Genomic DNA, 13315 nt, shown 5'->3' on the forward strand with positions numbered 1-13315 from the left:
AACAGAATATTAGGAGAACGAGCCGAGAATATTGAATTAGCCATCGCTGCTTATAATCAAGCACTCGAAGTTACAACCAAAAGCGCCTTTCCAGTCGATTGGGCAACGACGCAAAATAATCTGGGGATTGCTTACCGTAACAGAATATTAGGAGAACGAGCCGAGAATATAGAAGAAGCCATCGCTGCTTTTAATCAAGCACTCGAAGTTACAACCAAAAGCGCCTTTCCAGTAAATTGGGCAATGACGCAAAATAATCTGGGGGAAGCTTACCGTAACAGAATATTAGGAGAACGAGCCGAGAATATTGAAAGTGCAATCGCTGCTTTTAATCAAGCACTCGAAGTTATAACCTTGAGCGCCTTTCCTCAATACCATGCAGGAACTTTGTTAAATCTCGGCAGGTTATACCAAGACGAAAACCAGTTTAACTCAGCTTACAATACCTTTGTTGCAGCAATAGAAACAGTGGAAGCTTTGCGGCTTGCAATTGTTTCTGGCGAAGAAGCTAGGCGCAAACAAGCAGAAGAATGGAATCAACTTTATCAACGCATGGTAGAAGTTTGCCTAGCATTAGCAAAAGACACTGAGGCAATAGAATATATTGAACGTAGCAAAACCCGCAATTTAGTCGAACTGTTAACCAAAACAGCATCAGCAAATCAAGAAAATCTGTCTTCAATTCTTAACAGCATCCACTTTGGAGAAATTCAAAACCTTTTAGACAACGAAACTGCGATCGTTCAGTGGTATATCTTCACTGATTGTTTTCGCGCTTTCATCATCACTGACAACAAATTGATCATCTGGCAATCCAAGCAACAAGACTTAGAAAATCTGGAAAATTTGATTGATAATTACCTCCAGCTTTACGGCAGCGATAAACCAAAGTGGCGTTCTCAGTTAAGCGATCTACTTATTCAGCTAACTAAAATCCTCCATCTCAATCAAATAGCTTCCCTCATTCCCTCTGATTGCGACAAGTTAATTCTTATTCCCCATCGTTATTTACACCTCTTATCTTTCCACGCTATTCCCCTATCTGCTAACGACTCCTCAACACCAGAGTATTTATTTGATAGATTTCCTGGTGGTGTGAGTTATGCACCTAGTTGTCAGCTGTTGCGGTTTACTCAATTCAAAGCTAAAAAACTAGATGATTCACAGTTAAATCAACAAAGTTACCTCTTTGCTATTCAAAATCCTACAAATGATTTAGAATTTACCGATATCGAAGTTGAGACAATTGCCGCAGGCTTTCAACCCCAGCAAATTCTCAAACATCACCAAGCCACCAAAACAGCATTAACAGCACAACCAACAAATCAAAATCTCGCCAATTCTCAATGGCTACACTTTTCTTGTCATGGATATTTTAATTTTGGTTTGCCTCTCAAATCAGGCTTACAGCTAGCCGATGCAGTGATTGCTGAAATTCCTGCTTATAGCAACTCATCTCGCTACCTACGAGTTGATGACGAAAAAGCAATAGATTTAGATAAATGCCTCACCCTAGAAGATATCTTTCAATTCGACTTAAATAACTGCCGCCTTGTTTGTCTTTCTGCTTGCGAGACAGGCTTTATTGATTTTGATAAATATATAGGTTTGACAACTGGCTTTATTCGTGCTGGTGCAGCCAATATTATTAGTAGCTTCTGGGCAGTGAGTGATTTTCACACAGCTTTATTAATGATTAAATTTTATGAGCTTTTGCCTAATTATCAATATAATATGCCTTTAGCACTTAATCATACCCAGCAATGGCTACGTCAAGCTAATCAAACACAAATAATATATTGGCTTCAAGGTCTAGATAAAATGGAACTAGCAAAAAAACAGCCAATTATAGATTATTTAAATAAGCAATACAAACCAGAACAACAGCCATTTAAAAAGCCAGAATTCTGGGCAGCATTTGGTGCTATATCACCTGTTTTAGGCAATAAACAATAGGCAATTGCTCATTGCCCATCAAAATCAAATACAATAATATGCAATCAACACAAAAATAAACCAATGGAAGCCGATAAACTCATTCAAGCATTTACCCAAGTTGTGCGAAATCAAGATTATGTTTTCTCATCAGAAGCCATTACAGCCATTCCAGAACTACAAAAAGAACTTGCCGAATTAGAAGCCCAACCACCAGATTCATTTTCCGAAGCAATTCGCCATTGGTATATTGAATATGAAGATGTTAGAGACGCTGTACTAATTGAAGAACGAGAAATAGAGAAAGTTAGTAAAACCAAGCCAGAAATTCAAGAAAATACTCAAGAAAATCGTTACAGAGTTGTGCAAGACGAAATTCAAAAACTGCACCAAAGAAAAATAAATCAGTCTCATCAACCATGAAAATCTATGCACCTAATATTCATTTATTCGCCTTTCAACTTTATAAAAGCGCCAATATTGACGGAACACCAACAGATAAAAACTTTCTTTGGAACACTGGTGATGAAATAGTTGACATAACCTTACACCAAGATTTACATCTCCACCAGCGTATTGATGTAAATAAAGAACCAAATAGCCCTCGTGTAGATTTACTCAAAGAGACAGAAGTTATCGATGATAACTACTCTGTCTCTTTTGACGGTATTACCCTAGACCAAAATCAAAACTTACTAATTAAAGGTTTTGCTCATCCTTTACGACTTTACGACAGCTACAGTTTATGGCTAAATCTACGTCGTCCAGAAAAAGAAAATAACAATCATACAGATGATGTAGATATCTCATTTCTACGTAAATTAAATCCAGACAACTGTCTTACCGTTAAAGATAATCCTTTATTAATCGGTCAAACTCTGCTAATTACTGGTTGGTTAACAGGTGCAAAAGAAAAAAAATTATCCAACAAATAGCAAACGAGTGTTTAAAATCTGTATTTCCTGATAACTATCTTCTACCGCAATTGAATCGCCAAGGTGAATTATTTGGCAGTCCCATATTTGAATATGGTTTATTTAGTCAACTGTCTAACTATCAGCACGTTTTAATTTGGTTATTTGCCGACGAACAAGCAGATGATAAATTTAATCAATGCTATCGAGAATTAGTAGATTTATTTTTCTTCCGCGCTAAAGCCGTAAAAGCTTACAAAGATAGTAGACAAATTTACAAACAACTAGATTTGTCCTATCGCGATATTGAAACAATCATTGAAAAAATACCTAAATTAGATAATACTCAATCTACCAAAACAGTAAATTTAACCTATTTAAAAGACCTACTAAAAGCTTTACCCCAATCGTCATTAACATACACCCGTCTGCTGCGAAATATAGAAGAATATCAAAATACTATTGCGATTAATGCCTCTAACTACGCCGAGAGATTACAGCAGATTCATGATATAACAGGTGAAAACATCAAGTTTCTAGAAATCTTCAGTCAAAGAAACTGCCTCTTCTTCCAACAACAAATCAGTGCAGATTTAGGTTATTTCCGCCACGGTTCGGAATTATTGAGTAAAGCCATAGACTCAATTCGTGGCATAGTAGAAATAGAACAAGCCGAACGCGATCGCTCTTTAGAACGCACCATCCAAGTACTAGGTGCGGCCTTTGGTGGTGGTGCAATAGTTTCTGGTGTAGTTAGCCAATACATAGATAAACCTTTCGCACCAACTAATTTTAAGTACCCAGTTTCTCCCCTAGTATTATCCTTGCTGTGGAGTTTTCTAGCTACCGCCTTTTTTGGTTTAATGGCGTATTTCTTGATTAAATTCAGACGAAGGGGAACTAAAGGAAAGTGAGTGGGGTTAGAACAAGTTATCTTAACTCACGCTATATCAACAGTAGGAATAATTCTGCTGTGCGATCGCACATTTTCGACAACCAGAAAAATTCACGCTATTTTGGGTTGATATGCGATCGCTCTTTTGAGTCAAAGCCTCGAACTATCACTCAAACTCAGTTTCGCAGAAAGTTTTTAACCAATCGATACAATTAGCGATCGCCTTCGTCGGTAGAGACAACCAAAAACTATAATGAATGCATAAAGCAACCAATATAGATAGGCAAGATTAGGAGAATCTAAACAATGCAGGCTCATAGCAGTTCAGAGCAAAGGCTACTTGAAAAAATTCAAAAGCTACCTCCCGAACAAGTTTTGCTAGTTGAAGATTTTATTGATTCTCTGAAGAAGCAAAATACAGACCATAGCCTTACCTTTGCAGCAGCAAAACTTTCTGAACCAGTTCTGCTTAAAATCTGGGATAACCCTGATGATGCAGAATATGACACACTACGAATTTGGTCATGTTAGCTATTTTGGGTTGATATACGATCGCTCATTCGAGTCAAAGCCTCAAACTATCACTCAAACTCAGTTTCGCAGAAAGCTTTTAACAAATCAATACAATTTGCGATCGCTCCTAAATGAGCAATTTCATAGCCATGTGTATTTTGTGTGGGAAACGCCAAACACGCAGCACGCCCAACATGCCCAAATTTCATCGCAATCGAAGCATCACTACCAAACTGGCTCAGTATCGTTAACTGCATCGGCATATCCAACTGTTTAGCACAGTGGCGCAGTTGTCTATTTAGCCCTTCATCATATATCCCATAAGCATCTTGAGATAAAAGTACAGGACTTTCCCCATCTTTAACAGGATATTCCTCGGATAATGGACAAATTTCTAAAGCAATCAAGGCATCCAAGCGTTGATTTTGAGTAAAAAATAGCGCCCCAATTGCCCCCACTTCTTCTTTTGCTGACGCCACCAGATAAACATCAACAACTGGCTGTTTCAGATTTTCAGCCAAAGCTAACAGAATCGCAACAGAGGCTTTGTTATCCAAGGTGTAACCGGCAATATGATCCTTTAACCGAATTGGACGCTTGCGATGTTTACCGATTACCATTTTAGTTCCAGGTCGAATGCCAGCTGCTTCTAATTCAGCAGATGTGAGCTTGGTTTCAATCCAGGTATCTTCCCACTTGAGAGTAGTATCTTCCTGCTGGACTTTTTGAGGAGATTCATGGGAAACATGGCGGGAACCAAAGCTGAGAATACCGCTAATGGTTTGGTTATCTCCGAGTAAATCTACAACTCCTTCGCCGTAAACCCACGGAAAAGAGCCGCCGAGTTTGCGGACTTCCACACAACCTTGATCACCGAGACTCTTGACAATTGCGCCAATTTCGTCTTTGTGTGCTGTGATCGCAATCGCTCGGTCTGGATTTTTCCCTGGAATTTTCGCAATAATATTATCGGCGCGATCGCACCAGACTTCCACACCCAGCGCCGCAAATCGTTGGATCAACAACTGGTTAATCTCAGCTTCTGCACCACTAGGAGAATGGTGCATGACTAATTCTTCAATAATTTCAAATAAGTGATCGTAATCCGACATCAATACAATTAGTTTAATTTTCAACTGTTATATGAAACAATTGTGCATCAACTAACCGACCTGTTGACACAAGTGCTGACCTTTTTTGTTGACGCTTCAGCACTCCTACTGCACCAAAAGCACCAAGGGCTAAAATCCCAAAGTTTATTGAGGGTTCAGGTACAGACTTAGCCTCAATCGCCGCCAGTGCAGTGTCTGCTATCACCTTATGAGCGGCGGTGGTTGGGTGGACACCGTCCCAGATAAGAAACTTGTTGTTTCCTGGGTCACATATATCTGGTCTAGATAGACAAGACTCGGTTACATTTGTAAAACCCAATGCACTAGCCTGATTAAATAAAGAATAAATATCAACAGAGATGATGTTGAGATTCGGGTTTTGGTTCAAAGCGCTCACAGTGTTTGCTAAACCCAAGTCAAACTCGCTACTCGATTTGCTAAGGCTTGTAGGGTTGCGACCATTGATTTTAGCTGCTGGTAGCTGTCCTAAATCTGGCAAGTTAAACACCAAAATATTTTTTGCGCCGGCTCTTATGAGAGTATTCAACGCCACGGATATATTATTGATTGGCTTGGTCGAGTCTTTGGGGTTAGGAAAAAGGAAATCATTCGCACCTCCCCACAATGTATAAAGTGCATCTGGATTAGCAGTTTGATTATTTGCTTTCAAAGTTTCAGCAAAATCAAGGACTTGTTTGAGCACTCCCGGTAAATTTGAATCGGGAAGGACAGCATTACCTAAACCAGAGCTAGCACCACCGATAGCGAAGTTTATTCCTTGGGTAGAAGGTGTGGGAAGAATAGTAGTGAATAAAGTAGGCTTTAACCCTAGCTGATCTCCGATATAATCTACCCAGTTCGGTCCATCAGAAAAACGTCCTTCAAAGTAAGGTGGGTTTGGAGGGAATCCTTTATCAGTAAGATTATATATATTGCCTGTATCGGAAAGACTATCGCCAAATACATAAAGCTGATCAAAACTCGCAGCCGAAGCTTTGGTCGGCAATATGAAAGAAAATAGAACAAATCCTGCTGCGACAGCTTGTTTTTTCATATTTGTTTTATCCATAGTATTTTTGAGTTTGTTTAAAAGTAATCAAAGGGCGATAGTCTAACAATTTGTCTTGTGAGTTACTTCAAAACTAAGTACGTCTATTCAGTTAATTTACGTTATTTTACTTAACTATGCCTTAAAAATTCATCAAACACAGGTAAAAACGCTGAAAATACTTAGATTTATATTTTCTTGATAAAAAATAGGTATATTACAAAGAAATAGCAAAATTTACATGCTAAAAGGTGAGAATTGCCCACTTTTATGCTGTCGATGGACTAACCACAACAGAATGGCGTAATCCTTCATAGACATCGGTTTAACTTCGCTTTAATTTCAAAGCCTCAGCAGCCGATACACCCTCACCTTGAGTGCCGAAATACCACAAAACTGTAGCAGCTTCAGCACGAGTTACTGGTTTTTTGGGTTGAAACAGAGTCGTATAACCAAATACCCGCCGAATATTCGATTGTTCGCCATTCTGGTAATCAGCCAACACTGCTCTTAAAGCCTTAGGGTCAATTCGTGCTGCATCTTGGAAACCCCAGGTTTGTTTGACCGCATCTAAGTTAGCAGAGGGTAAAGCTTGGCGAGTATCTAGGGGTAATTTCCACAGCAGCAACGCCTCCCGCGTTAGGGGTGCATCAGGACGAAACAAAACTACTGTAGAATCTCCAGACAAAGGGCTGGGAATTAAGCCAGCTTCAGCTAATCCCTGAATTGTTGGAAAATCAGGATCTTTTGCTGACACATCACTAAAAACTGGTTGAGTACTTTCTGATGCCAAGCGAATTTGTTTAGCTGGATTCCTGGCATACATAGCATTGTTAGCAGCAATTAGCCAACGGGCGTATTCCCGATTTGTAACGATTTTACTAGGTTCAAACTGGTTAGTTGTGGTAGTAAAGTTGCTCTTAGTTGCCTTTGGTTCTAGAGACAAAACACCTAATGCAGCTAAGTCTTGGATATGTTGCCGCCATTCTGGCGGTACCTTATTTAGATCGTTGAATTCCTGAGATTCAGTTGTGGCTGTAAGAGTTGTTTGGTTATTAGCCGTGCTTGGTGGCTGTGCTGCCAAGTTTGCGGGTGGTACCGGGCCAATGAACTGTGGATTGCCTGGTTGAGGAACGGCGTTAGTAGTTTCGTTAGGACTTATAGTTGGGGTAGGTTGTGCCGTTGCAATACTATTCGGTACGTACTCAATCAGTAATTCAGTGGCTGTTTGGGGTTGATTGGGTGTGGCGTTAGTAACTGATTTAGGCTGAATGGAAACCTTCAACAGCAAATCGTTACGACGTGCCTCAAAAGCACCTCCCGCATCATCTGTTGGCTGTTGCAAAATCTGCCAGTTATTTGTTTGAAACTGGCTGTTATAAAAGCTAGCAATAAAGTTGCTAGGGTCAGAACTCAACCAACGAGTTGAGACTCTGTTTTCTGAGCCGCTAGCAGGTGTAACTTCCTGGAGTTTGGCATTGGAATATAGTGGGATATCTTTGGGAAAATCAGCTGGTAACTGAACTGTTGATTCGTTTTGCTGTGCTTGCGGTTGGTTACTTTGAGATTCTCCAAAGACAACTGGATTGCTTTGCAGCTTAGAATCTGCCGCCAAAGATTGCTCAAGGTTTTTGGCGACTGGACTATTAGCACAGGCTGTTAACGAAGTGAGTAGAACAGCCCAAATTAGAAATACAGCTGGACGTTTACAGGGAAGCACAGGAAATCACAAATTGAGTTTCAATTCTTACCCTAGCGCAGACTGTTGATTAAATGGGGTTGGGGATTGGGTATTAGGAAAGAAAAAGCAGGGAAGCAGGGGAGAATCGAATGTCACCTCTGCTCTTCTGTTCCTCTGCCTCTTCTATCACAAAAAGACACTACCGACTCACGGCGTCTTCTTCGCAAATGTCTCTGGTGGTGAAGATGATATCTCAAAAAATTAGTAAACGGTAGCAAAAGCTACCGTGTTTGTCTTTGTTTTACAGCCATTAGGTTTTATTCCCATGCTTATTTATAGAGTTCCCTAAAATTTTGGCAAACTAACATTTTCAGAAAAAAAACACAAATAAATTTGGAATACCTGCTAGATAAAAGTTTTCTGATTTGGGTTGCTCTAAGCTAGTACTCCACCACAAGGATTATGACTAGTTAAGGGAGTTCGTAGTAAGCACTTTAGTGCTTAGATTAGGGCTAGAGCCACCCATTACTAAATGATCAAAATTAATGTGACAGACTCTAAATTGTGAATCAATTTTTCAGATAGTTCTGGAAATATTCAATTGGTGGAGCGGATAAGTAATTGAGAACTCGTCAAAAAACAGCATAGCTAGCAAAAGCTTTAATCTCCTTCCAGATGCACTAGTTGTAATGCGATGCCTACGGCGGGCAAAGCCTACGCCAAGCAACTCAAATGATAGACTAAGACTAAAGCCCCCCTTAGCCTCACCCAAGGAGGGGAATGGATAAAGTTCGCTAACGCTGGCTTCTAATCGATTCTGGAAATTATTCATCTGAGGATGGTAAGCTGAGTAAGGCAATAACTGGAAAATGCCAGTGTTAAGCAATTCCAGGAACTTAGCGTAAGTTCGTTATTATTGGCGACTGGGGTCATAGGCAAAGCAATCAAGTGTCGCAGCAGTTTCTCTAGTATCTCTAAAGTGATTTTCTGGGAAAAGTGCTACTTGTGCTGTAAGTCAAGAGTTTCTTGGCAGCCTCGAAAACAGTAAGTGCTGACTCTAAAAGTGCGTAGTTTACCGCCGTAGACATCGCCTCTATGTTATCCAAAGCTTTCCCTCAGACAACCCATCCCCTGTTCTTCTGGGATAGGGCAGCGGTTCTTAAAGGACAAAGCTGGGCACAGGGTGCGCTTGGCAAGTATAGAGACAGTACATAGTTAGCTATGACTGTTTTCCCAATCCTACTAATGATTGGGTAGAGGCAAAAAAGACACTTTCTCGGATGCACTGGCGGTTGAGAAAACCCTCTACAAACTTAGTCTGAACAGTTAACAGCTTCCTGATAGATTAGATACAATTAGCATCTGCGTTTGCTTGGGTGATCACTTGTTCAAAGCGAGTACTCGAATTGACATGGTGCTGCATTAGCCGATTTGACATAGTATTAAACCTTTCACCTGCTGGCTCTGGCGGAAATTTTGATTAAGGGCTAATTAAGACTTATATTCAAGGGGCTTGGGTGTTTCTTGAGATGAAGTTAGCCAAAAAGGGGCAAAAGGCTGAAAAAGATATGTCTGATGTCAAAAATGCAGATCTGATAAAGTATGAAAATCTAAAATAGATATTAAATTCAAGAAAAAACAACGGCCATCGACAACCGTCAGTCCATTTTACTTTCTGTAAAGCGTCACCGGGTTGTTACCAGTGCTGAAACACGATTACATGCAAGTTTCCCAGGATCAGCCTATTTATTCTGAGGCTCCACTCCAGCTGTTACTGTTTGTCGATGGACGCCCAAAGTCCCGACAACAGGTACAGCGAATACGTGCTTACTTAAAAGAATTGCAGGCTGAGTATAGTTTTGAACTTCAAACTATCGATGTTGGACAACAACCTTACTTAGCAGAACACTTTAAATTGGTAGCAACGCCAGCTTTAATCAAAATCCATCCGGAACCACGACAGGTTCTGGCTGGGAGTAATATAATAGCGCAATTGAAAAACTGGTGGCCTCGCTGGCAAGCCGCTGTAGACGTCTACTTAAAATTACAGGAAGACTTACAAGAAAGTATAGACGAGAATCCTAAAGTAACATTACCCAAATCCACTATCCGTTCAGTTGCTGTTTCTGCCGAACTAATCCGACTCTCAGACGAAATTTTTCGCTTGAAACAGGAAAAAGATCACCTCCAAGAGCAGCTACAGTTTAAAGACCGAGTGATTGCTATGCTGGCGCATGATCTCCGTAATCCCTTAACTGCTGCCGCGATCGCGATCGAAACTCTCCAATCTAACTACAATTTAGATACAGGTCAATTCCAGCGCCTCAAACCATCCATGACGGCGCATCTATTAAAACAAGCACGCAATCAAACTAAGATCATTGATCGGATGATTGCCGACCTTTTGCAGGTAGGTCGTGGTAAAGATACAGAGTTTCCAATTATACCACAAAAAGTACAGCTAGGGAAACTGTGCTTAGATGTACTGGAAGAATTGGGTGATCGCTACACCGCCAAATCCCAAGAGGTAGAAACGGATATTCCCAATGACTTACCATACGTATATGCTGACCCAGAACGCATCCGCCAAGTGCTGGTAAATTTGTTGGATAATGCGATCAAATACACCCCAGAAGGTGGCAAGATTAGCGTTGCCGGATTGCACCGCACTACTCAAAAAGTTCAGTTTAGTATTGGCGATACTGGGCCGGGTATTCCTGTAGAGAATCGCGATCGCATCTTTGAAAACCACTTCCGCCTGCAACGGGATGAAGGTACAGAAGGTTATGGCATTGGTCTTTGTTTATGCCAACGCATCATCCTGGCACATTATGGTCAAATTTGGGTGGACTCTGCCCCCAATAACGGAGCATCGTTCCACTTCACACTGCCAGTTTATCCTTCTTAGGTATTGGCCAAACAAGGCATTAGATAGGGTGGGACTAATGACAATTAAGAACTTGAGATCAAGCGATCGCGCCCCCCGGCCTTTGCTTGGTAGAGTGCTTTATCTGCCAGCACAATCAAATCTGAAGGTGAGGATTCCCAAGTGGGGACAACAGTCGCCACGCCCATACTGAGGGTGACATGCTGACTCACCACAGATCCGTCATGAACAATTTGCAAATCTTTGATTCCCGCTTGTATCACTTCGGCAACGTGAACTGCACCAGATGCAGGGGTGTATGGCATAATCACAGCAAATTCTTCGCCACCATAACGCGCTACTAAATCCTGATGTTTTTGTGCCTTAAGGCTTAAGACAGCACCCACCTTTTGTAAACAGACATCCCCCGCGGGGTGGCCATATTTATCGTTATAAAATTTAAAAAAGTCGATATCACACAAAATCATTGACAAGGGAGATTCCTTTTGTACGAGATTAATCCACTGAGTATTGAGATAATCGTCAAAGCGGCGACGATTAGCCAACTCAGTTAAGCCATCTACATTGGCTAGGCGCTCTAAAGCTTGGTTTGCTGCCTCTAATTGTTTGTATACTTGCGCTTGCTGTAGCAGTCCGCGCAACCGCTGGCGCAATACTGGCCAGTGAATTGGCTTAGTGACATAATCAGTCGCCCCTGCCTCAAAAGCACGGTTTACGGATTCCTCATCGTCCAAGCATGTGATCATCAATATGGGAGTGCGCTTCCATATGTTGGATATCACAGTATTGTTAAGGGAGGAATTAGTATCAAAGGTTGCAACGGCTGATCTTAAATTATTCTTGGCAATTTGGCGCAAGCGCTCACAGCAGGTAAAGCCATCCATCATAGGCATTACAGCATCTAGCAAAACTATATCCGGTTTGATAGTCTGGTATGCATCTAAACATTGCTTACCATCATTGACCTCTATGACTCGATAACGTTCTTTTTCCATAACTTTACGCAAGAATACTCGGATGTTCTTGTCATCATCAGCCACTAGAATCAGTGGCCGTTGCTCAGAACCAGAAGATGGGCTTATGCCTGACATGAGTTGCCTTCCACTTGCGGGACTATCCTGAAAAAGGCCGTGCAACTTAATCGCATGGGGGCGATCGCTCTTTTCATCAATGCCAGGATTTGCGGCAAAGGTGTGTCTGGCTTCACAATCAACTGTTTTTTGACAATAGACTGCTCAATGTTAGTGAGCCAAGCAAGCGGTAGATAACTAAGTTGCATAGACAATCTATAATTGGAACACGAAGGCAATTGTTACCTTTTTGTTCGGCTATGGTTATGAGAGGAGATGTTACTTTTATATTTCCCCATTGTTAAAGTCAAATTGCAATTTTTTTGAAAATTGCAAATGCACACCTTAATTATTTAGTTCTGTAGTTAGTTTAGAAACCTAGTGAAACAAGGCAAAATAATTGCCAAAATGCACTCAGAAGATAACTAATACTGAATACTTATATCATTTGGCTTAAATTTATTTAGTTTATTCGGCAAGGGTTGCTGAGGTTTAGTATAATTACATAAAATTTAGATTAAACTTCATGCAAAGCTTTATTTTCAAGTGAATCTGGGTTAATAAATTAAGTAAAAATTCTTATTCAATTCTATTCAGAATATTCAGTGTAATTAAAAAATAGGTTATTTTTTCGGAAAGACAGCAATTTAGTAGCTAAGGTTAGATAAATATAGATATATTAAATTAAGATTAATATTTTGAACAACTAAATCTATAATTACTTCACAGACAGAACATAAAACCGCTAGATTTTTGACTACATAAACAACTAAAAGTTATTACAAAAAAAATAAACCCTATTTACATTTACTAAATATTTAAAATGCCAGACCCCTTAATGTATCAGCAAGATCACTTTGTAGTTCTAGAAACAAATCAACTAGAACAATTTCTGACCCCATCAGAGTTATTAGAAAAGCTCAAAACAACTCTCCAACAACTCATAATTCAAGATTTGCCGCCTGACTTACAAAAGTTTGATACAGTGGAAGCTCAAGCACAATACTTACTTGACACCAGTTGCAAATTAGATATTGCTCCTGGGGAATATTTGCAGTGGTATGCAGTTCGTTTAGAAAAGTAACTTTTTGGTCAGTAGTCAAGAGGAAAATGAGTTAACGAAGAAGCAAGGAGAAGTATGAGCAAAGCGCAAAGTCAGATCTGAGGCAATACGGTTCGGGTAAGACTCGATCCCCCCAACCTCCCGATAAATTGGCTTACTCAAAATGGCTATATTTCCCCCTTTTTAAGGCAATACAG

Annotated in this window: 13 protein-coding genes; 7 read left to right on the forward strand and 6 right to left on the reverse strand. The window is 40.3% G+C overall.

Annotated features, from left to right (window positions below):
* The 5 genes from V7K85_RS19440 to V7K85_RS19460 all read left to right on the forward strand — a co-directional run.
* A partial coding sequence (locus tag V7K85_RS19440) for a CHAT domain-containing protein (protein WP_334815630.1) occupies nt 1–1956 on the forward strand: 1956 nt, incomplete at its 5' end.
* Between the two features lie 63 nt (nt 1957–2019).
* Nucleotides 2020–2358: a hypothetical protein gene (locus V7K85_RS19445; RefSeq protein ID WP_334815631.1), complete on the forward strand. Its 339-nt coding sequence runs from the start codon at nt 2020–2022 to the stop codon at nt 2356–2358.
* Complete coding sequence (locus V7K85_RS19450) at nt 2355–2870, forward strand: hypothetical protein (protein WP_334815633.1); 516 nt, start codon at nt 2355–2357, stop codon at nt 2868–2870. Before V7K85_RS19445 ends, V7K85_RS19450 begins: the two co-directional genes overlap by 4 nt.
* Before the next feature lie 50 nt (nt 2871–2920).
* Nucleotides 2921–3763, forward strand: coding sequence for a hypothetical protein (locus V7K85_RS19455; RefSeq protein ID WP_334815635.1), 843 nt, complete (start codon nt 2921–2923; stop codon nt 3761–3763).
* A gap of 287 nt (nt 3764–4050) precedes the next feature.
* Complete coding sequence (locus tag V7K85_RS19460; protein WP_334815638.1) at nt 4051–4275, forward strand: toxin-antitoxin system, antitoxin component, Xre family protein; 225 nt, start codon at nt 4051–4053, stop codon at nt 4273–4275.
* Nucleotides 4276–4325: 50 nt separating this feature from the next.
* Here the strand turns inward: V7K85_RS19460 and V7K85_RS19465 are convergent, their stop codons facing one another.
* The 4 genes from V7K85_RS19465 to V7K85_RS19480 form a co-directional block, all read right to left on the reverse strand.
* Nucleotides 4326–5369 (reverse strand): M42 family metallopeptidase, encoded by a 1044-nt coding sequence (locus V7K85_RS19465; protein WP_334815640.1) that lies wholly within the window; start codon nt 5367–5369, stop codon nt 4326–4328.
* 13 nt (nt 5370–5382) lie between these two features.
* Nucleotides 5383–6438: an SGNH/GDSL hydrolase family protein gene (locus V7K85_RS19470; RefSeq protein WP_334815642.1), complete on the reverse strand. Its 1056-nt coding sequence runs from the start codon at nt 6436–6438 to the stop codon at nt 5383–5385.
* A 304-nt stretch (nt 6439–6742) separates the two neighbouring features.
* The gene (locus tag V7K85_RS19475) at nt 6743–8137 is read right to left on the reverse strand and encodes an S-layer homology domain-containing protein (protein ID WP_334815644.1); all 1395 of its coding nucleotides are present in this window, start codon (nt 8135–8137) and stop codon (nt 6743–6745) included.
* A 538-nt stretch (nt 8138–8675) separates the two neighbouring features.
* Nucleotides 8676–8984 (reverse strand): hypothetical protein, encoded by a 309-nt coding sequence (locus V7K85_RS19480; protein WP_334815646.1) that lies wholly within the window; start codon nt 8982–8984, stop codon nt 8676–8678.
* 816 nt (nt 8985–9800) lie between these two features.
* Here V7K85_RS19480 and V7K85_RS19485 point away from each other — a divergent pair.
* Nucleotides 9801–11006 carry a histidine kinase gene (locus tag V7K85_RS19485; protein WP_334815648.1) on the forward strand — a complete coding sequence of 402 codons (1206 nt, stop codon included), beginning with the start codon at nt 9801–9803 and terminating at the stop codon, nt 11004–11006.
* A 44-nt stretch (nt 11007–11050) separates the two neighbouring features.
* Here the strand turns inward: V7K85_RS19485 and V7K85_RS19490 are convergent, their stop codons facing one another.
* Both V7K85_RS19490 and V7K85_RS19495 read right to left on the reverse strand, forming a co-directional pair.
* A complete protein-coding gene (locus V7K85_RS19490; RefSeq protein ID WP_334815650.1) occupies nt 11051–12076 on the reverse strand; it encodes a PleD family two-component system response regulator in 1026 nt (341 codons plus the stop codon).
* Nucleotides 12064–12264, reverse strand: a complete 201-nt coding sequence (locus tag V7K85_RS19495) for a hypothetical protein (RefSeq protein ID WP_334693443.1) — start codon at nt 12262–12264, stop codon at nt 12064–12066. Before V7K85_RS19495 ends, V7K85_RS19490 begins: the two co-directional genes overlap by 13 nt.
* A gap of 614 nt (nt 12265–12878) precedes the next feature.
* Between V7K85_RS19495 and V7K85_RS19500 the strand changes: the two genes are divergently transcribed.
* The gene (locus V7K85_RS19500; protein WP_334815652.1) at nt 12879–13139 is read left to right on the forward strand and encodes a chlororespiratory reduction protein 7; all 261 of its coding nucleotides are present in this window, start codon (nt 12879–12881) and stop codon (nt 13137–13139) included.
* Nucleotides 13140–13315 lie beyond the last annotated feature (176 nt).

This window comes from Nostoc sp. (assembly GCF_036917615.1).
Lineage (GTDB): Bacteria > Cyanobacteriota > Cyanobacteriia > Cyanobacteriales > Nostocaceae > Nostoc.